Source organism: Streptomyces sp. AK02-01A (assembly GCF_033795305.1).
GTDB lineage: Bacteria > Actinomycetota > Actinomycetes > Streptomycetales > Streptomycetaceae > Streptomyces.
This window is the reverse complement of the sequence record NZ_JARBAE010000025.1, coordinates 82,080-102,555: the sequence shown is the minus strand read 5'-3', so window position 1 is coordinate 102,555 and position 20,476 is coordinate 82,080. Positions and strand designations below refer to the sequence as shown.

The window sequence follows — 20,476 nt, the reverse complement described above, 5'->3', positions numbered from 1 at the left end:
GGTCTTCCGGCCCGGCTGCCCGCCTGTGGTCTTGCTCGTACCAGGTCCGCCATTGCCCAATGCGGGTGGCCGTGTGCTGGGTGCGGCGGAAACGAGGCGGACTCCCGTCCATCCGGGTTTCGGGGCAGCAGGTGGATGGCGTGTGCCGTAGTGGTGTTCAGAGCCTGCGCAACCTGGGCGATGGAGAAGTCGGCGCCGGGGACGGCCTGGTGGAGCTGGGCGGCGTTGGTGATGTCCGGGTCAGGTCCCGGCAGCCGGAGGTTGCGCAGGCTCGCGGCGTCGAGTTGTGGCGCCCATTGGACGGGCTTGTCGATGCCGTACTCGTCGAGGATCGTGCGTGCGGTGTGGGTGAGCAGTCCGGCCCCGGCAGACAGGATGCGCCAGCGAAGAGGACGGCGCACGCAAGTGCGCGGAGGCGCGCGACCGCCTGCAATCTGAGCGGGCAGGGCGACACCAGCGTGGCTCCCCGCTGTCGTCCTCCGGAGAGGGGCCGTGGCGGCTCGGGGTGTGCGCGGATTCCTCGATTGCGGGAATCTACAAGCGGGCAAGGTCAGCCAGCGCCAAACGCACCACAGCAGTCTGTCGCTCCAGCGGAGGGCGTACGTTCCTCGGAGCCCTCGACCCTCGTCACGGCGGCGGCACTCTGTAGTCGGCTCCGCCGTGCAACACCCACTTGGCTCTAACTGTCTGTTACGCGATCCTGCTGTATGTCACCCCGAGGGGCGCGGGTAAATTTGCCGCTCGGACACGACGGCCACAGGCAGGGGGACTGGCACGTGGGCTGGCGCGAGGAGATCGCCACGGCGCTCGGTGAGTGGATCAACCTGGAAGGTGGCGCCGGCAAGCAGCCCCGCTGGCAGCGTATCGGTCGGGCGGCCCGCACCGGGGGTGTCGGCCAGTATGTCGTTGACCTCCGTGGCTCCGACATCGGTCCCGATCAGCTCGACAGCCTGCGGCTCGCCGGACCGGAGAACGACGGCGTCGCGACGGACGGCTTCGCGGTCTCCGAGATGGTCCAGAACGGTTCTCTGCTGAGTTTGCGGGTGGCCGAGTTCGCCGACGTGGCCGACCCGCACTTGTGGATGTTGAAGCAGCCGCCCACGTTCCTCATCGAGGCTCTGCGCAGCGGCATCTCCGGTCTCGGTGAACATCCTCTGGCGGCAGCCCTGGCTGCTGGCCGCATCGGTGGAACACCGGCCCGTGACGCAGACCCGCCCGGATTCCACCCAGCGCAGGGAGACGCGTACCGAGCCTGTCTCGGCGAGGGGGTGTACCTGGTATGGGGTCCTCCGGGCACGGGGAAAACAACCGTCTTGAAGCGGGCGATCGGCGATCTCATCGCAAGGGGCGATCGGGTACTGCTGGTCTCAGCCACGAACATCGCCGTGGACAACGCACTGCTCGGAGTGATGCGGGCCAAGCAGTACAACCCTGGCGACATAGTCCGGGTGGGCCCACCGCATCTGCGCGAGGTGGCCGAGGACGCTTCGGTGTCGCTGCCGTTGATGGTCAGGGCGCGCCTAGCAGAGACGGCCGCCCGGCGCAGCGCTCTCGAAACCGAGCTCGTCGCGATCAAGAACCGGGCCGAACAGCTCGGCGCCCTGGACAGAGGTCTGGCCGGATTCGACTCCTCCGCCTACTTCGCAGCGCTGCAGCTGCTCCGTACGCCCGGTGAGGATCTCGCATCGGTGCGTTCACGAGAGGAAGTCGCCGGTCGACGTCTGGCTGATGCCGAGGCGATGTTCCGAAACGCGCTGTCCGCCGCCGAGACGGCCGCGGCCCGGGACAAGGCCGCGGAGATGTCGCGGGAACAGTGGCGTCAAGCCGACCGGTTGTCCGAGGAAGTGGTCCAGGTACGGAAGGCAGCGGAGCTCCGGGAGGCAGCTGCGCTCCTGGCGGACGGCGCCTGCGGCACCCTGCGCCAGGAACTGGAAGAAATAGAGGGCAAGGGCGCGGTGAAGAAGTGGCGTCTGCGTGAGAAGGCCGGTGAGCTGCAGCGGCTGCTAGCCGACGCCGAGCAGGCTGCCGCGTCTGCCAGGCAATCGGCGATCGAGGCCCGTGCGACTGCTACCACCCATATCGCGGCTCTGGGAGCTCAGGTTGCTGCCCTGGTTGACACCATTGCACTCACTCGGGAACAGACCGCCAGCCTGGCAGCCGACATAAAAGCCCGATTGGCGGCAGAACAGCAGGCTGGACGCCACTACGACAGGTGTAAAGCGGAACAGTCCCAGGCGGAGAAGGCCGTGGAGCGGGCTCAGCAGGCCAGCGAGCTGGCTGAGCAGGCAGAGCGGCAAGGCTGGCCGGCCCGGTTCGACCGTGCTCGCCGACTGCGCCCGGTTGTAGCCGCTGATACGACCCGGCAGCCTGTACTGGAGAAGCAATACCAGGAAGCCCAGGAGGAGTACGAGCGCTTCGCGCGCAATGCCGAGAGCGAGATCGTCAAAGGCGCCAAGCTGGTCGCCACGACCCTGGCCCGGTTTCGCACGAACCGGGCTGTCTTCGAGGGGCCGTACGACATCGTCCTCGTGGACGAGGCGGGAGCGGCCACTTTGCCCGAAGTTCTGCTCGCCGCGGGCAAGGCCGATCGGACCGCGGTCCTTCTCGGGGACTTCATGCAGCTGGGCGCGGTCATCCCGTCCGAGCTCAAAGGGCATGATCGCGCGGATGTCAGACGCTGGCTGCTTCCAGACGTCTTCCAGCACTGCGGAATCATGGAACCGTCTGATGCTCAGGCTCATCCGGCCTGCGTGACGCTCACCCAGCAACACCGTTTCGGCCCCGCCGTGATGCAGTTGGCCAATGGCCTCGCGTACGGCGGCGTCCTCGGCGGAGGCAGCCAGACACAGGCGGCACGTCCGGCCGACGATCCGGAGATCGTGCTGATCGACACGGACGGGCTGCACGAGCTGGCCAGAGCACACCTGACCGGGAGCCGGAGCGGCTGGTGGCCGGCGGGCTCGCTGATCGCGCGGGCGCTCGTGGAACTGCACCACGAGCTGGGTGAGGAGACGGGCATCGTCACGCCCTACCGTGTCCAGTCCGATGCCACTCTGGAGGCGCTACGGGACGTTGAGGGCCCCGGAGGTGGCGTGCTGGCAGAAGTTGGTACCGCGCACAAATTCCAGGGCCGGGAGTTCGACATCGTCGTCTTCGACACAGTGGAAGGTGGGGAGGGCAGCCGTGATTTGTGGATGGCCTGCGCCCATCTTCAACCGGCGGCCAGCAGCTGGCCCCGGGACGGTGTCCGCCTCTTCAACGTGGCTGTTACCCGGGTCAAGACCCGTCTTTACGTCATCGCCAGCGGTAAGCGTGTCAAGAACGCCGAAGCAGGAACGGCCCTGGCGCATCTCGCGGCCCTCATCGATACCCGGCGCGGGGTGCGGGTCCTCCAGGCCAAGACTTTGATCACCCCACCGACCGCGCCGTCCATGTTCCGTGGGGAGTTCGGCACAGCACTTGCCGAGGTATTGAGTCGGCACGTCGAGGTGACGGAGATCGACGACGAACGCGACTTCTACCGCACGTTCACCGAGGAGATCCGCCACGCACGGCATTCCCTGTGGCTCTGGGCTCCCTGGGTGGCGAGGCGGGTCAGTTCCCTTCTGCCCGAGCTACGCGCGGCGGCCGACCGCGGAGTGCGGATCAACGTTTTCATCCGAGACGACACCGACCAACTCCAGAAGAAGCCGGCCAACCAGAAACTCATCACCGACCTGCGAACCGTTGCGCACGTGGTCGTACCGATGAACGTCATGCACCAGAAGATCGCGGTCATCGACGAACGGACGGTAATGATCGGCAGCCTCAATGTTCTTTCTCAGAGCTGGACCCGCGAGGTCATGCTGACGATGCGGGGCGCCCACTTCGCCCGGAAGCTCCTGGAGCACGAACACGCGACGGTCTTCGCGGCTCCGCCGCGCTGCGGTCGTTGCGGAGGGGCGGAGATCGAGATCCGCCGCAGAGGGAATGGCACATGGGTGTGGCGCTGCTACGCCATCACCTGCAAGACCACACCGAAGGGCGGGACGAACGCCTGGACCCAGAACATCCGCTTGGGGCGCGGTAGCTGAGAAGCTGACCCGTGGCTTTTGACGGCACCGCTCGCCTTCGCATCAGGAGGAGAGTCGTGGCCGAGTGCCAGGTAGACATCCTGGATCTGGAAGGGGCGAGCAGCCCGAGTGCTTGGGCAGGGGCCGGCCAATGAGAGCAGCGGCGTTCCCCGGGGTGGCGCGGTGGTTCACCGCCGTAACACACGTATGACGCACAGCCTGACGCCTTGTCAGGTGGCACGCGTCGGCATGAACTGGCTGGAGGCTTCACCAAAACCGTTCGGAGGATGGGGAGTTGGTGCCGCGTCGGCCGGCGCGGAAGTGGCGGTCTCGATCAGCAGCGGCCGGCGGCCACCGACGCGTTCTTCCGGCTTGGTGCCTCAGTGTTCTAGTATGGTGCGAACAGTTGGGTTGACGTGGCTGCGGACTCGTCGGCCATGTACCGGCCCGCCGTGGGGAGGAGGCTTCGATGAATGGTCCGATCCCGGCGCTTGGTCCGAAGGGACGCGCCGCACTGGCCGTACTGCCCGGGGCAGTTGCCTGTGCGGGCATGGTGGCGGTCGCCGTGGCCCGGTGGGACGCGATTCCGGATCCCATCGCCATCCATTTCGCTGACGGTGGTGCCGACGGGTTCGCGCCCCGCGCGGTCGGAATTCTGGGCATGGTCGCGTTCTGCGTGCTGGAGACCGTGCTCTTCGCCGTTGTGGCCTACCGGCGCCCGGCGGCGAGGCACTCGCTGTATGCCACGGTCTTCGCGGTCCAGGCGGCCCTGGGATGTGCCTTCGTGGTGACGCTGCTGGCCAACGCCGCCGTTGCCGACGCCGAGCGGGCCGACTGGTCGGGATGGCGGAGCCTTGCTCCGATTGGTGCGGCCCTGGCGGGAGCGGCCGTCGGAGCACTGCTCGCGCCGGCGTCCGCGGGCCGGGGAGCGACCATCGGCAGCCCTCTCTCCGTAGGCCTGGCAGCTACGGAGACCGCGGTATGGAGCCGGTCAGCGTCTTCAGCCCGGACCAAAGGCGTGTTCACCGCTCTGATCGCGGCTGGCGTGGCAGGCGTGCTCTTCGACGTCGAGGAGCTGGCGTGGCTGGGTCTGCCGCTCGGGCTGATCGGGCTGGTGATGTCCCTGATGCGGGCCAGTGTCAGTGCGAACGGGTTTGCTCTCAGACTGCCGCTGCTGCCTTTTCCCCGGGTGACGGTCCCGCTGGAGGACATCCGCCAGGCCCACGTGCGGCTGGTCAGCCCCATGGGGGATCTCGGTGGCTGGGGCTACCGGTCGATGGGCGGCCGCCGGGGGCTTGCCTTCCACTCGGGCGAGGGCCTGTGGCTGGAGTTGGCCAACGACCTTGAGTTCCTCATCGTCATTGAGGACGCGGAATCAGCCGCCGGGCTGATCAATGACCTGCTCGCACGCTCCGCGGGCGAGCGCTGACATGCTGATCCGGATTGATGCCTCGTCATCCCAGCCTCTGGCCGAGCAGATCGCCGCATCCGTACGCCGTGCCTTGAGCGAAGGGACACTGCGCATCGGCGACAAGCTGCCCAGTGCGCGGGAGAGCGCGCGGCTGCTCAGGGTCAACATGCACACGGTGCTGCGGGGCTACCAGACCCTGAAGGCGGAAGGGCTGATCGACCTGCGTGCCGGGCGTGGTGCGTTCGTGGTGGCCGCACCACGCCGGGCGGGACTGCGGGAGATGGCCCGTCAGCTCGTCACGGAGGCACGCAGGGCCGGGCTGTCGGACGAGGAAGTGGCCGAGCTGGTGGGTTCCGTGCTCTCCGGCTCGCCGGGCTCGGGCCCGGTGGGCGCGTGAGCCTTGCGGAGGCTGAGGGAGGTGCCCAGCGGCAAGCACAGGAGCGCAAGGCCGCCCCACATCGCGGCGGCGAAGCTCCACAGGCCCGTCATCACCGCGATCGAGAGGTGGAAGGCCAGGCCGACGACCAGGAGCACTTTCCGCACCTTGAGCGGCAGCAGGAGTGAGGCGGCGAGTGACAGCTCGATCAGCAGCGGCACCCAGGTCAGCAGCGCCACCCAGAGGGGCGTGGTGACGAAGGGGTCAAGCAGCGGGCGGAGCCAGGAAGGCGCCCCGAACGACGGGTCGTTGGCCCAGTAGTACATGGCCGAGCCGTCCGCCCACTCGGCATGGCTGAACTTGGCGACGGACGACTGGAAGTACAGGATCGACATCTGCAGTTGGGCCATGGCCAGAGCACTGATGCCCAGCACGGACCAGACTTGCCGTGCCTTACTCGAAGGCACTTCCTCGCTCGGACTCCAATGCCACCGCCGTCGGTCGCCCAGGGCCGGCAGGACCAGCAAAAGCGACAGGTTCATGGCGATCTGGTCTCCGCCGTCGCTGATCGCGATGCCGGTGTAGACGCTGAAGTTGACGTAGGCATGGGGCAGTGCGGTCCATCGAGGCCGCCATCCAGCGGCGATGACCAGGAGCACCGCTATGCAGGCCCACTGCACCCACCCAAGGTCGTCTTTGGCGACCATGCAAAACGCGCCGGCGGCTTTGACGCCATCGCACTGAGGATGGTCTCCGACGGTCGCGACCGGCCTGAAGAGCGTTTCGGTGCTGCTGAACAGCAGCGTGCCGGCCGTGCCCAGAGCGATCAGTGTCCGGGCGATGCCGTAGACGTTGGTCCACGGCACCGGTATCCGCATCAGCATGCGACCTCCAGGGCCAGGACGCTCTTGGGAATCAGCTTCTCGGCTCTGAGGTCCCGCCAGGCAAACGGCGTCGGCGCCTCCTGGACGAGCGCGACGCGACCGCACAAGGAAGGCTCCGGAGAACGGTTGCTCGTCGCCACCGGCACATGAGCAGAGGCCAGACAGGTCGGCAGGTCGCCGCTGCACTCCTTCCACTTCGCTTCCTTGGGCGCCTCCAGGGAGAGCATCGCTATCTCTATCCCCTGCGAGCGCGAACGCCGGTCGAACCCGAACGCGTTGCGCGGCTCCGAGTGCGGAGCCAGCAACTCGTTCCGCCACACGCCGCCGCGCTGTATATAGGGAATCAGCGCGGGATCGCGCGGCGATTTCGTAAAGAACGCCCACCCCTGTGCCGCCACCGAGTTCGCCACGGGCGTCACAGCCTGCTGCCCCGGCAGGGTGAGCACGTTCCGTGGCAGATGGACCTGCGCGACATACAGCGAGAGAATCACGCACACGGCCACCGCGGCCCAAACCAGCTTCCGGGGAACGTCCATCGTGAGCCGCTGGTCCGTGCGCAATGGCAGCCGCTCCCGCCAGTCATTCAGGAATCTCTTCATTCGTCACCTCAGCTCTCCAGGATTCCGAGGACGTAAATCGGGCCACTCCGGCGTCCAAGGAGTGACCCGATCCGGTACCTCGGCTCGGCTTGATCAGGCAGTGCGCAGATGCGTGGTCAGCCTGGCCGTTGACTCGTCCTTGCCCAGCCCTTCGTCCTGAGCCGCCGAAATGGTCCAGAACTGGTTATACAGAACAACGAAGTTGACGCCCAGGGCGGTGGTGGCGACGTTGAAGGCAGCCACGACGTTGAACACGCACAGCCCTCGTGCGGCCCCGAGGTCGGCTTCGGAACTGTCGGCGACGTACTTCTTCAGCTCATCGGCGCTGGCGGACATGGCCTGGTCGACCTGTACGGGGTCTCCGCTGCGGAGCTTGGCCGAGAAATCGGCGAAGAACGTGGGAGACTTCTTGGCCACGTCGCCGACAATCCTGGCCACGGCTCTGCGTCCCTCGGGAGTCTTGTTCTTGGCCAGTGCGCCGGTGTCGTATTTGACGCCGAGCGCCTTGTAGATGCTCTCTCCGGTCTTTCCCAGTCCGAAGTAGAATCCGGCGAAAAGGTCCTGACCGTCTGCGGCGGCACTCTTGGCCGAGTGCGAAACAGAGGCGGTCGGCACCTCGCGAGCGGTGGACGCGGTCGCCATCGTTGTCGTTGTGCCGGCCAGGACGCCGGCGGCTGCGACCACTGCGATTAAGCCGGGTATGACCTTGCGACTCTTCACGAGATTCTCCTCTGCATCAACCCAGTCGGACAGCCGCCCGCCATGTCGCGTTGCGGCTACGAGAGATGTCATGAGCACGCGGTAAGGGCGATCATGGTTACATCTGGCTCGTCGTGGTCACTGTGTCGGGACAGTCTTGGGAAAACCTTGAGGAAAGCTGCAATCGGCACTCAACACGGCCTGTGTCCCGGAGATTTAGCCCGGACATCAGTCGCAAAGCAGGCCGCGCGATACGGCTGGCGCCGGGCCGCGGATCCGCCGCCGGCCGAGGCCCGCCCCGTGTTCACAGCTGTCCGCCGCCCGCCGGGCTCAGGGGCGAGTCGTGGCGTCGCAGCCGTGGCAATCGAACTGACAGATGCCCTGGTCAGCCTTTGGCGAAAGACGCTTGAGAAAGAGGCCAAGGCGAGGGCCGTCCCGTAATCCCCGGCGGGCGCGCGACGACAGCTACGGCAATCCGCCGCGTTGCCGGAGCGTCCCCATACATTCAGTACGGGGACGCTCCTCCGCCTCGCGATCCACCGCGTCTGACGCGCCGCGCGCTGTGATCCACCAGGGATCACGGGACAGTCCTCAGGCTGCCATCAGGTCAGATCGTCGGTGTGTCATCGATGACCTCCTTGTGCAGTTCGACAATGAACCTCCAGCCATCGCTGGGCTCCAGGAACCGCACCCGGGTCGGGTAGATGTCCAAGGCGCGGCGGTCGCGGTTCTGGCTGCTTGTGTTCTTCCGTCCCCGGGCCGGCTCCTCGAACAGGTCGACCTTGACGTCCGGCACCGCGACGACTTCCTCGCTCCAGCGCTGAACGGTCCCCGCGCCGAACGCGTCCCGTGCGGCGGAGTAGAGCGACTCCAGGGACTCCTTGTTCCCGTTGGGCACGAAAAGGGCGAGGTTCAGGAGGACGCCAGCGCTCTGGAGAACCTCGATTTCTTCCCCTGCCTTGTCGGCAATCCAGATCCCGCGCTCTTCAGTATCGTCAGGGAGAACACGGACTTCCTCACCGAAGATCGTCCTTGCGGTGAAGGAGCCTCCCTCGAAATTCTTACCCGGCTCCGTGAGGAAAGCCGGGGCGTAGCAGTCGAGAGGAAGGCCATCCATCTCTGCCAGGACGAAGATGCCGTCCTGGAGGCCCAATTCTGAAACCTCCACGGCCGTAAGACGTCGAGCCGTAACCTTCTCGGTATTCACGCCATTCCCCTTTTTTTCGCGGCGTCCTATGAATTCATTAAGACTCTACCACGACAACGTCGGTGCCTCATAAAGCTGACCGGCGCCGTATTGGAGTGGACGCGACCTTTCTCCCGGATCTCCGGGAGGAGTACTGGAAGCGCGATGCGCGACCTCGATCGTGGATATGTGAACCTAAAGGGTCAAAGTCACCAAGAGGTAGAACAGCAGGCGAATCTTCTCGCATCGCCGGCGAAGCTCGGCAGCATAGAGAAACGCGGTGAGGATCAAAGACGGACTAAAGGCTGTCCCGTAATCCCGGTGGGCGTGCGATGTCAGCCATGGCACCTCGCCGCGTTGTCGGAACTCCCTCATACGCCCAGTACGAAGACGTCCCTCCGCCTTGCGATGCACCGCGTCTGACACCGTGCGCTGATCCGCCAGAGATCACGGGACAAGCCTTAGCCGCTTCGGCGGTGTTTTCGATAAAGAGGTGAGTCGCCAAGTGGAATGCGAGCGGACTCAACTGAACGGCAACAAGCCGGCAAGAGGCGATTGATGCGCGGCATCGCGCTGTGCTTGTGCTCGCATCCGCTCGAAACTCTGCCCCGTCCTGGCCGCGAGCCGGACGCGTCACCTCGGGCATCGCTTGGTGGCGGATCAGGTGTGGACATTTCCGAGTCCGTATCCCCATGCCCTCCAAGGCAGCGGGACGGCTACGGCACCTCGCCGCGTTGTTTCGGAACGTCCCCATACACCCAGTACGGGGACATCCCTCCGCCTTGCGATCCACCGCATCCGAAATGCCGCGCGCTGATTTACCAGGGATTACGGGACGGCCCTCAGGATTGCTTGCTCTGGGCCGCTCTGCGGAAGAAGTTTCCGGTGAGCCTGGCCGCGGTCCGCGACGGGAGCACACGGCTGAATACGAAGGCCTGGAGCACATAGGCCCGGCCGTCGACGACCGCGGGGGCGCGGCCGCGCAGGGCGGCCATGACGGTTTCGGCGACCTGCTCGGGCTGGCGCTTGCCGCGAGCGCGACCGGGATTCATCGGGGTCTCGATCGCGCCCGGGCTGACCGCCACCACCCGGACGCCCGTGCCGCGGGTCTCGTGCCAGAGCGCTTGGGTGAAGGAGAGAACGAACGCTTTCGATGCGGCGTACGCGGCGTTGTAGGGCGCGGGCGCGTACGCGGCGGTGCTCGCGATGTTCACGATCGCGCCCCGTCCGCGGGCGAGCATGGCGGGCAGGAAGAGCGCGGTCGTCTCCGCGACCGCCGTGGCGTTCAGATCGACCAGCTCGCGTATCCGCGCCGGATCGATGTCACCGACCGGCCCGACGAGGGCAGCACCCGCGTTGTTGACCAGGATGTCGATCTCGACCCCCGCGTCCTTCAGATGCTTGGCCAGGTGCGCGGGCGCGTCCGGCCGGGACAGATCCAGCGGTACGGTCAGCACGTCGACCCGGTGCTCGGCGCGCAGCCGCTCGGCCGCCGTCTCCAGCCGTACGGAGTCGCGCGCCACCAGCACCAGGTCCCTTCCCTGCGCGGCCAGTCTTTCCGTGATCGCGGCTCCAATACCCGTTCCGGCTCCGGTGACCAGCGCCGCGCCCTGGTCGATGGCCCGCTGTCCGATTCGTTCAGTCGATGTCATGACCGTCACGCTAAACTTTCACATTGACGTCAATGTCAAGCCAGCGAGCGGGTTGGATGGAGAAGGTGGCGGAAGATGCGGATCGGGGAGCTCGCCAAGGCGGCCGGAATCAGCACACGCGCACTGCGGTACTACGAGGAACAGGGACTGCTGCCGGCCGAACGCCGTGCCAACGGATATCGGGAGTACGACGAGCAGGCGGTGCTCCAGGTCGCCTTCATCCAGGACCTGTACCGCGCGGGCCTTACGTCCGAGATCATCCGGGAAATCATTCCGTGTGCGGGGTCGAAGCGGCCGGACGGCGACTGCGACGCACTTGTCGGCCGCGTCCGGCAGGTCCGCGACCAACTGGCCCAGCAGGAGAAGCAGCTCGCCGAGCGGCGCGAAATGCTGGAGCGCTACCTCTCCGGCGCCGCACTCCCGGCCGGCCTCGACTCCCACCTGGACGACTAAGGGCTGTTTTGGAGCCGCACAGCAGCCCCGGCCGGCGGCTGGAGCCAATGCGCGGAGCCGCGACCGATCCCGGAGCGGTTTAACCGTTGGGGCTCCGCTCTCTCTCACGCTGTGGCCGACGCTGGGCTGGACCGGCACGGAGCCGGTCCGGCCCAGCAGGGCATCGTGACCACGAAGGGTCAGCGAGTGACCATGAGCTTGCGGACGCCGTAGTTGGTGCCGGTGAAGTCCATGGGGACCTCTTCCAGTGGAGTGGCGAGCCGCAGGTTCGGGAAGCGCTGGAAGAGCTTGGGCAGGACGGTCTTCAGCTCGGCGCGGGCGACGTTCTGCCCCAGGCAGGCGTGGACGCCGTAACCGAAGCCGATGTGGCGGGTCATCTTGCGGTCGATGTCCAGGGTGTCGGGGTCCTGGAAGGCGCGCGGGTCGCGGTTGGCCGCGTTCATCGCGACCACGACCAGTTCGCCCTTCTTGATCTGGGCGCCGCCGATCTCCAGGTCTTCCTTGGCCACCCGGCCCAGGCCGAACTGGACGATGGTCAGGTAGCGCGTCAGCTCCTCGACCGCGGTGCCGATCTTCTCGGGGTGCTCCTTCAGCTCCTCGCGCTGTTCGTCGTGGGTGAGCAGAGTGAGGGTGGAGAGGCCCATCATGGCGGCCGTGGTGTCGTGTCCGGCGAACAGCAGCAGTACGCCGAGGCCGATGAGCTGCCGTTCGGTCAGCATCGCGCCCTCGCCCTCGGTCTTGTTGATGAGCTCGGCGAGGATGCCGTCGGTGGCTCCGGTGCGGCGCTTCTCGGCGACCAGGCGGGTGATGTAGTCGATCAGCCAGTGGGCGCCCTTGTCGCGTTCCTCCCGGCTCTTGCCCATGTCCATCAGGTCCACGGTGGCCTCGTGGAAGCCGTCGCGGTCCTTGTAGGGGACGCCGAGCAGCTCGCAGATCACCAGGCACGGGATGGGCAGCGCCATGGCCTGGACGAAGTCGAATGTCTCCGGGCCGGCGGCGATGGCGTCCAGGTGCTCGTCGACGATCTTGTCGAGGTAGGGCTGGAGCTTGTTCTGTACGGCCTTGGGAGTGAAGCGGCCGGTGAGCAGCCGGCGGTAGGCGCCGTGCTCGGGCTCGTCCATCATCACGAACCCCGCGTCGAACGGCGCGTCCTCGCCGGCCTCCTCGACCTCGCCCTCGGGTGTGTCGTGGCGCGGACGCCGCGCGCTCAACCTCGGATCGTTGAAGACCTGGCTGCCCTCCTCGAAACGGGTGACCATCCAGCCGGTCGAGCCATTGGGAAAGCGCACCTTGACGATGGGCTGGTCCTCCCGCAGCCGGGTGTACTCCGCGGGCGGGTCGAGAGGGTTGTGGGGATCGCGGGTGACGGGCTGGTTGGTGAGGATCTCGGTCATTTCTGCTCCTGCGCGGTGGGGGGACGGGACGCGGTGTACGTGTCGATGGCGGCGGTGACGCCCGCGTGGGTGGCGGTGGCCTTGCACCAGCCGGTGTAGACGGCCAGGTGCAGTACGGCCTCACGGAGCTGGTCGGGAGTCAGCTCGTCGTTGACCAGGCCGCCGTTGGCGATGATCTGGATGAGTTCGGCGCGGCCGACGGTCGCGGCGACGCCGAGGGTGAGCAGCCGGCGGTCGCGTACGGACAGGCCCTCGCGGCCCCAGACCTGGGCGAAGAGGTAGTCGACGGTCTCGTCGGTGAAGGGATCGCCGCTGCCCTGGACCGCGGTGCTGAAGCCGGGGCCGTAGACCTGGTCCATCATCTCCAGGCCGTACTGGTGCAGATCGGCCTTGGCCGGAGGCGGTTGTTCGTCCAGTTCCAGCGTCTGGCGGGCCCGGGCGCGGACCACCTCCACGAGGGGGATGTCGGCGCCGAGTGTGGCGGCCAGCTCCCGGGCGGCGTCGAGGTCTTTGGTCATCAGGGGCTCGATCTGCCGGCCGACGGCGTCGGGCAGCACACCGTCCGGGCCGTGCATGCGCAGCAACTGCAACAGGGTGCGGCCCTCGGGGTCCGCGGTGTCGATGACCTCGGCGAGCCGGGCCGGATCCACTCCCGCGGCGCGGGCCAGCGAGGTGGCCTCGGCGACGGCGCGCCAACTGCCGTACGTGATGACGTTGCGGGCGATCTTGGTGGCCATGCCGGCGCCGAGCGGGCCGCACCGCACGACCTTCTTGGCCCAGTCGCTCAGTACGGGCAGCGCGGTGTCCAGCGTGGCCTGTTCTCCTCCGAGGATGGCGACCATGCCGTTCTCGGCGGCCTTGTCGCCCGGCGTCACTCCGCAGTCGAGGAAGCCCACGTCGTGCCGGGCGCACAGGTCCCCCAGCTCGTGGACGACCGGCAGAGCGACGGTGGCCAGCAGAACGATGGTCAAGCCCGGGCGCGCGGCCGACAGCAGACCGTTCTCCCCGCCGATCACCTCGTGCGCCTGGTCGGCGTTGACCACCGCGACCATCACCACGTCGCTGGCCTTGGCCACCTCGGCGGGGGAGCCCAGCGGGTCTGGGACGCCGGCCAGGTTCGCCGAGGCGTCCGGCGGGATGTCGTGGACCGCCGGGACGCGTCCGCTGCGGGCCAGGCTGACGGCCACGCCGCCGCCGATCATGCCCAGGCCGACCACACCGGCCCGGAGATTCCCGTCGTCGGTCATGCCGCGCTCCTCGCGTCGATGGTGGTCGCCTCGGCTACCTGCGGGCGGTAACTCCGCAGGGCCCGCGCCATGTTGATGCCGACCGCCGCGCAGACCCGGCCGTTTTTGCCGTACACGGCGACCAGCCTGCGCTCGGCCAGGCCGCCCTCGACGATCCGCACATCGTCGGCGCCGCGGGTGCGGCCGTAGATCTGGATCTTGAGGTCGTACTGGTCGGTCCACACGTACGGGACCGTCTCGAACGGAGTCGCCCGCTCCGGGCCGGCCAGCATGTTGCGGGCGACCGCCAGGCCCTGCTCGGCGGCGTTCGTGCGGTGCTCGACACGTACCGGCTCACCGGTCAGCGGATGCGGCCACGACGCGACGTCACCGGCCGCCCAGACGCCGGAGCCGGCGTGAAGCGTGGCGTCACACACGACCCCGTCGGAGACCGGGACACCGCTGTCGGCGAGCCACTCCACGTTGGGCTGCGCGCCGATGCCGACGAGAACGGTGTCGGCGGCGATGGTGCGGCCGTCGACGAGCCGGACGCCGGTGGCCCGTCCGCCGGCCGTGAGCACATGGTCGACCAGGGCGCCGGTCATCAGGCGGACGCCGTGCTCGGTGTGGACGGCACGGAGCATGGTTCCCAGGCCGTCGCCGAGAGCGTCGCCCATGGGCTGGGCGGTGTCGGTGACCAGCGTGACCTCACAGCCCAGACCGCGGGCCACGGCGGCGGTCTCGGCGCCGACGAAGCCGCCACCGACGACCACCAGATGCGGCTTCGCGGCCAGGTCCTCCCGCAGGGCGAGGGCATCCTCCAGGGTGCGCAGGACATGCACCCCGCTGATCCCGTCAGTGCCGCGCAAACGGCGGGCCCGAGTGCCTGTGGCCACCGCGAGAGCGTCGTAGCCGACACGACTGCCGTCGGCCAGCGCGACCTCACCGGCTCCGGTGTCGAGGGAAACGGCCGCGGTACCGAGCCGCAGATCGAGATCCAGGGCGTTTACAGCGCCGGAGGCGCGTAGTTGCAGCCGCTCGGCCTCCCATTCGCCGGACAGTAGCTGTTTCGACAGCGGTGGCCGGTCGTAGGGGAGATGCGCTTCCTCGCCGACGAGTGTCAGCCGGCCGGTGTAGCCCTCGCGCCGCAGTCCCTCCACGACGCTCAGACCGGCCGCGGAGGCACCGACGACGACGATCCGGGACGGGGCTCCGGTCCTCACTGCCGCACCTGGATGGCGGCAGCCGGGCACACCGCTGCGGCCTGACGCGCGTTCTCGTACTGCCCGGCCGGCGGATCGGCGTCGAGCAGCATCACGATGCCGTCCTCGTCCCGCTGGTCGAAGACCTCCGGAGCGGCCAGCACGCACTGGCCGGCACCGCAGCACTTGTCGATGTCGATGGAGATCTGCATGGGGGATCCACCTCCGTCAAGCCCCTTCGGGGGCGACGCGGGTCAGGCACCAGGAGTGGTTGCCTAAGTCACCTAACTAAGTTCAGCGGCGACTGTACTCCTGGCTGAGGGAGGCGGCAACTGACCGTCTGGATAAGGGTGTTCACCCCATACGATTCCAGCCGTACATGACGTTGGGGCACGCCGGCGGTCTTCCTACGGCCGCGGGTCGCCCTGCCGCGGGGCGGCCAGGATCTCCCGGATCCGGCGTGATGCCTCGGTCTCCGCGACAGCCGTGGGGAAAAGGGACGAGGCGCCGGGGGCGCCGGCGACGAGCGAGTCCACCAGCCCGTCCGCCAGATGCAGCGTCAGTGTTTCCGTCGACTCGTCGCGATAGAGACTGTGATGGAGCGCCACCATGCCGTGCAGTCCGGCCCACAAGGTCTGCGCCGCCTGTTCGACCGGCAGGGACAGCGCGTACCCGGACTCCTGGCACCTGCGCAGTCCCGCACGGAGACTGGCCGAGACATGACGGGCGGGATGGCCGCTGATCCTCGACGGCTCGACCGTCGGCTGACGCACCTCGAACATGAGCCGGTAGTGGCCGGGGTTGCTCATGGCGAACAGGCAATAGGCCTGCGCCTGCGCCCGCAGTCGGCTCCGCGGACCCGCCCCGTGACCGGCCTCGTCGGCGGCGGCCATCCGCGCGACGAGCTCGTCGTACCGGTCGGCCAGGGCCGCCCACACCAACTCGGTCTTGTCGGTGAAGTGGAGGTAGATACTCGGGGCGGAGATCCCCACCTCTTTGGCGACCGCGCGCATGGTCAGCCTGTCGGAACTGCCCCACTCCGCGAGGAGGCGTTGGACCGCGGCCACGATCTCCTGACGTCGCAGGGCGCCCTGGCCGCGCTCCCGTCCGCTACCCGCCCCGGTGCTCGCCGGCTGTGTCGCCATCAGGTGTCCTTCCCTTCCGGCTACAGGTTAGCCAGGCGAAGCACCGCGGGGCCTGGTCGAGCTCCCGGAGTTCGGCCAGGACGGCCGGGCCCCGGTCCCTCGCCTCGCCGAACAGCGGCGTGATCCCGGAGTCGCCCTTGAAGCCCGACGGGCCGTATGCCGACGGCACCGCGACCGGACAGCACTGAGGGCGAGCACCCAGGTGCTCGCCCTCAGTCGGGCCGCCTCCCCTGTCGGACCGCTCAGAAGCCGGCCCGCGGCGACTGCCCGCCGGTGTTGGTGACGGTCACCTACCGCCGTGCTTGTCCGGCACGACCTGGATGGTCTTCGAGGTCGTGATCGGCGCGAGCGAGCTGTCGTCGGTGTAGGCACGCATGGAGTCGTTCGTCACCGATACGGTCACGGTGCCCCGGTGCAGCGCGGTGAGCGTCCGGGTCCGCGGGTCGAGGATCGCGACCTTGCCATGGCTGCGAGCCTTGTCGATGGCGGCCTTTCCGCTGCCGATCGCCAGATTGGACGAGCCGCTCCAGTCGACCGACATCGGGTACCGCAGCGGCACCACCCGCGTGCCCGTCCCCACACCCTGCGGCTGCACGATGCTGCCGGAGAGCTGCGCCGTCCTGCTCACTTCGAGCGAGTCCGGGGTGTTGAGCGTGATGGACTGCGCGAAGGCACGTACGTCGGCCTCCAGCCACTGCTCATCGGCGTTCTGCCGCGAATCGACAGACCAGTCGACCCAGCCGGTGAAACCGCCGCGGTCGGGTGTGCCGTACGGGTCCTTGCCCGACGACGGCAGCACCATGTACGGCACGCCCTCGACGCGGTGGACATGGGCGACCTGGGCGTGGGATCCGACCATCACGGCGCCCTTGCCCGTGGAGTCACGGAAGTCCGTCAGCATGTTCTCGATGAGCGCGACCTCGTCGCGGTCGCCGAGCTGGCTGGACTTCCCCTCGCTGGGATCGTCCACCGGGTGGTGGGCGAAGACCGCGACGTTGTGCACCGACCGGTCCTTCTTGGCGTCGGCGAGCGCTTCCCGCACCATCGGGAGCTGGTCCCACGACGTGGCGCGCAGCGAGCCGAGAGAGCTGGCGAGCAGGATGAACCGCGTGCCCTTGTGGTCGAACGTACGGTACGGCCGGCCGAACTCGGCGGTGAAGTTGGTCAAGTCGCTCTGGACGTTGTTGAGGCCGTACGACTCGTGGTTGCCCGGCACGTAGTAGCACGGGACCGAGCCGGCCTTCGGGTTCGGTGTGCTGTTCTCCGACGGTTCCTGGCCGACCGGGATGAGGTCGCACCCGGCGTCGGTGAGCACCTGGCGGGCCAGCGCGAGGTCCTGCGGCAGTCCGCGGTCGGTGACATCACCGTTGAGGACGATCAGGTCGGGACGGGTCTTGCGGATCCGCTGGATGGCGGCCGTCGCGACCTGGGTCAGCGCCGGGTTGTCGGCCGTGAACTGTACGTCCGACAGTGTGGCGAACCGCCATGTGTCGCGGCCCTCGGGCAGCGAGCCGTCGTCGGACACGAGCGAATCCGGCTCCAGGTCCCGCTGGGCGGGCAGGTCGACCGACGTCGGTACGTCGGCCTCGATGCGGTCCAGGACGAACGTGCCCGCCTTCTGCTGGGCGACGTTCGTGTTGATGCCCTGGAAGCTGGAGACCGAGATCGGGAACGCCGCGGTCGCCGGCACCGTGAACGTCGCGTACTGCCAGTCGGAGCTCGCGGTGAGGGCGGTGCCGTAGACGCCGTTGCCCTTGCCGGCCGCGTCGGTGTAGCCCAGATAGGTCAGACCGCTCGGCACGCTGATGCTCGACTTGATCCGTACCCGCAGGCGCAGCGGCTGGCCGGGCACCGGGATGCGCCGGGCCGATGCCGCCGCGACGCCCACGTTGCGCATCGCGTCGAAGTCGATGCGCAGGCCGTCGGGGTCCACCGAGAACTTCGTGGCCGCGGTGCTGTTGTTGCTCCAGCGGGCGAGCACGTCGTCATCGAAGTCGTAGAGCGTCTGGGTCTGCACGCCGATCGTGATGGGGAGCTGGACCGACGTGCCGCCGACCGAGACCGTGAGGATCGTGCTCGCGCTGGTGCGCGGTGTGATCTTCAGCTTGCCGTCCACGGGCTGGATGTCCACGACGCTGTGGTCGTAGTCGAGCGAGAGGTCCCGCGGGTCGATCGGCGTCGTATAGCCCTGCTCGTCGCGGCCGGTCACGGCGACAGTGGCCGCGTCCTCGGGCTTCGCGTCGGCGATCGACAGGAGCTGGGAGGACAGTTCCACGCTGTGGACCGGACCGAGAACGGTGACCTTCTCCCGCGCCTTCTTGTTGCCCACACGCGCGTTGACCGTGATGCTGCCGTGCGCCTTGGCGGGAACCGTGAGCACGCCACCCTTGACGGAGGCCCCCTGTGCGGACCACCGCACGGACTTCGCACCGACCGTCACCGGCGTCTGGTGGTTGTCGACGCCGGCCGCGACGAGCGCACGGTGCAACCCCGGGAAGACCTTCACGCCACCGTCGGCCGACGCCGCGCCCGGCGCGGGCTTGAGGAGGAGCTGGTCCAGCCTGCCGTCGCCCTTCGCGACGAACACTCCCACGCCGTTCGGGTCGTTTCGCTCGTGGCCGTCGGACGGGACGTTACGGACGGTCGCCTCGTCCTCGCCGAGTTCGCGGGCCACCATGGTGGCCGAGCCGCCGCCGTCGAGGTTGACCGCGGTCTCCACGCCCATCGCGACGAGGTCACGTGCCTCCTTGTCGATCCCGACGCCGCCCTTGCCGGTGCCGCCCGGGCCGTCCCAGGTGGCGAGCACGAGCGTCCGGCCGTGGTCCTTGAAGCCGAGCGCGGTGCGCGGGGCTATCGAGGTGTCGAGGCCGTTGACGACCTTGCCGTCGGAGACGACGGCGCCGCCGTGGCCGATCGCGAACTTCAGCTTCTTGGCAGCGTCGTTGGCGAGCGTGTGGCTGAGCTTCGCCGGGTCGCCGGGCCGCAGCGCGCGGATCGCGGTCGCCGCGGCGCCGCGCCCGACGAGTACGAAGCCGCCGTCCGGGATCGTCCCCGAGCCCGCGGGCCCGTTCGGCGTGACGGAGACGACCGAGCCGTTCCTGACCAGGACCTCGGCGATCTGGTCGTTGGCCACGCCCGTCAGCCCGCCGTTGCGGCTGTAGTCGCCCCAGGCGGGAGTGAACGCGACCAGGCCGTCCGCGGGGATCCCGCCGCCGTTCGCGGCGTTGATCGACAGGACCGTGTGGTCCGTGCCGGCGAAGTTCGCCGTCGTGTTGACCGTGAGGTCCACGAGCTGGGCGATGCCCTTGTCGCTGACGCCGACGTGCTGGCGGCCGCCGGTGATGTCGGCGGTCTTGACGAGCTGCCCGTCCTGAACCTCGCCACCGAGCGCCGCGTTGGAGTTGCCGATGTCAAAGAAATCGCCATTGACACCCGCGACGGCGCCGGCCTTCTTGGCGGCCTCGCTGAGCGGGCCGCCGGACGCGACCGGTCCGGAGGTCAGCAAGTCGGTGCCGACCGCGCGCTCGGACAGGTCCACGGTCAGGAACTGCGCGTCGTACCAGCCCTTCTGGTCGAGCGCCTTCACATGCCGCAGGTTGATTCCCGGACCGATCTTCTCGGCCGTGTTGATCAAGGGAATTCCGCCGGTGACCGGCGCGGGCCGACCACTGTCCGCGTACGCGACGGAAGGTGCGACCGCCAGCGCGGTCGCCGTGGCGAGGACCACGAGCAGTGGCCTCGTACACCGATGGTTCAAGACCATCAATTTCATTGGAACCTCGGGTCAGGAGACGACACGGAGGCAACGCCTCCGCTACGCCCACTTCGATCGCGGGCGCGTACCCGATTAGAAAGATCAACTGAGAAGCGCGGATGACGCCATTGAGAGATTGCAATGAACCCTCGCTGTGGAATCGCGTCTTGTTCTTGTGACGGGCCGCAAGATTTCGCCGCGCCCATCCGCGAGGCGATGGGATGGTCTGGACTATTCCCCGGTCGGAGGCGAAAGGTGTGTGGTGACTGACCGGATCCCGTCCGAGGCTCGGCGCTTTTGGATTTTTATATAACGGGCGTTTCCCCGGCGGGAGTTGAGCCTGGATTCCGGGCTGGTTCGCGGGCATCAGGAAAGGGGCCCGTCACTCGCCGGCGTGCGGGTTACGCACAGTGGACGGGCCGGTTCCCGGCGTCGGCTTCGCG

At 68.0% G+C, this 20,476-nt stretch carries 15 protein-coding genes; 4 read left to right on the top strand and 11 right to left on the bottom strand.

All coding sequences use genetic code 11. The annotated features are described in order from the left end of the window. Positions 1-776: 776 nt before the first annotated feature. From PV679_RS22695 to PV679_RS22685, 3 genes are all read left to right on the top strand, one after another. A complete protein-coding gene (locus PV679_RS22695; RefSeq protein ID WP_319682192.1) occupies positions 777-4,073 on the top strand; it encodes an AAA domain-containing protein in 3,297 nt (1,098 codons plus the stop codon). 448 nt (positions 4,074-4,521) lie between these two features. Continuing rightward, positions 4,522-5,481: a DUF1648 domain-containing protein gene (locus PV679_RS22690; RefSeq protein WP_319682191.1), complete on the top strand. Its 960-nt coding sequence runs from the start codon at positions 4,522-4,524 to the stop codon at positions 5,479-5,481. 1 nt (position 5,482) lies between these two features. Continuing rightward, the gene (locus PV679_RS22685) at positions 5,483-5,860 is read left to right on the top strand and encodes a GntR family transcriptional regulator (RefSeq protein ID WP_319682190.1); all 378 of its coding nucleotides are present in this window, start codon (positions 5,483-5,485) and stop codon (positions 5,858-5,860) included. On the opposite strand, the gene PV679_RS22680 is transcribed toward PV679_RS22685, so the two are convergent. The 5 genes from PV679_RS22680 to PV679_RS22660 form a co-directional block, all read right to left on the bottom strand. Further along, complete coding sequence (locus tag PV679_RS22680; protein WP_319682189.1) at positions 5,752-6,723, bottom strand: sporulation-delaying protein SdpB family protein; 972 nt, start codon at positions 6,721-6,723, stop codon at positions 5,752-5,754. The genes PV679_RS22685 and PV679_RS22680 overlap by 109 nt on opposite strands. Then, positions 6,717-7,322, bottom strand: coding sequence for an SdpA family antimicrobial peptide system protein (locus PV679_RS22675; protein ID WP_319682188.1), 606 nt, complete (start codon positions 7,320-7,322; stop codon positions 6,717-6,719). Before PV679_RS22675 ends, PV679_RS22680 begins: the two co-directional genes overlap by 7 nt. A 93-nt stretch (positions 7,323-7,415) precedes the next feature. Next, positions 7,416-8,114 (bottom strand): hypothetical protein, encoded by a 699-nt coding sequence (locus tag PV679_RS22670; protein ID WP_319682187.1) that lies wholly within the window; start codon positions 8,112-8,114, stop codon positions 7,416-7,418. Positions 8,115-8,628: 514 nt separating this feature from the next. Further along, a complete protein-coding gene (locus tag PV679_RS22665) occupies positions 8,629-9,228 on the bottom strand; it encodes a hypothetical protein (protein WP_319682186.1) in 600 nt (199 codons plus the stop codon). Between the two features lie 821 nt (positions 9,229-10,049). Then, the gene (locus tag PV679_RS22660) at positions 10,050-10,859 is read right to left on the bottom strand and encodes an SDR family NAD(P)-dependent oxidoreductase (protein WP_319682185.1); all 810 of its coding nucleotides are present in this window, start codon (positions 10,857-10,859) and stop codon (positions 10,050-10,052) included. A 75-nt stretch (positions 10,860-10,934) separates the two neighbouring features. On the opposite strand from PV679_RS22660, the gene PV679_RS22655 reads away from it, so the two are divergent. Further along, complete coding sequence (locus PV679_RS22655; RefSeq protein WP_319682184.1) at positions 10,935-11,312, top strand: MerR family transcriptional regulator; 378 nt, start codon at positions 10,935-10,937, stop codon at positions 11,310-11,312. Positions 11,313-11,491: 179 nt separating this feature from the next. Here the strand turns inward: PV679_RS22655 and PV679_RS22650 are convergent, their stop codons facing one another. The 6 genes from PV679_RS22650 to PV679_RS22625 all read right to left on the bottom strand — a co-directional run bounded on the left by PV679_RS22650 (position 11,492) and on the right by PV679_RS22625 (position 20,042). Then, on the bottom strand, positions 11,492-12,706 hold the full coding sequence (locus tag PV679_RS22650; RefSeq protein ID WP_319682183.1) for a cytochrome P450: 1,215 nt from the start codon (positions 12,704-12,706) through the stop codon (positions 11,492-11,494). Continuing rightward, positions 12,703-13,953 (bottom strand): NAD(P)-binding domain-containing protein, encoded by a 1,251-nt coding sequence (locus PV679_RS22645; protein ID WP_319682182.1) that lies wholly within the window; start codon positions 13,951-13,953, stop codon positions 12,703-12,705. The genes PV679_RS22650 and PV679_RS22645 overlap by 4 nt, the downstream gene beginning before the upstream one ends. Further along, the gene (locus PV679_RS22640; RefSeq protein ID WP_319682181.1) at positions 13,950-15,155 is read right to left on the bottom strand and encodes an NAD(P)/FAD-dependent oxidoreductase; all 1,206 of its coding nucleotides are present in this window, start codon (positions 15,153-15,155) and stop codon (positions 13,950-13,952) included. The genes PV679_RS22645 and PV679_RS22640 overlap by 4 nt, the downstream gene beginning before the upstream one ends. After that, positions 15,152-15,346, bottom strand: a complete 195-nt coding sequence (locus PV679_RS22635) for a ferredoxin (protein ID WP_319682180.1) — start codon at positions 15,344-15,346, stop codon at positions 15,152-15,154. Before PV679_RS22635 ends, PV679_RS22640 begins: the two co-directional genes overlap by 4 nt. Positions 15,347-15,541: 195 nt before the next feature. Next, entirely contained in the window at positions 15,542-16,279 is a 738-nt protein-coding gene (locus PV679_RS22630; RefSeq protein WP_319682179.1) for a TetR/AcrR family transcriptional regulator, read from the bottom strand. Between the two features lie 286 nt (positions 16,280-16,565). Further along, complete coding sequence (locus PV679_RS22625) at positions 16,566-20,042, bottom strand: phosphodiester glycosidase family protein (protein WP_319682178.1); 3,477 nt, start codon at positions 20,040-20,042, stop codon at positions 16,566-16,568. Positions 20,043-20,476: the final 434 nt, after the last annotated feature.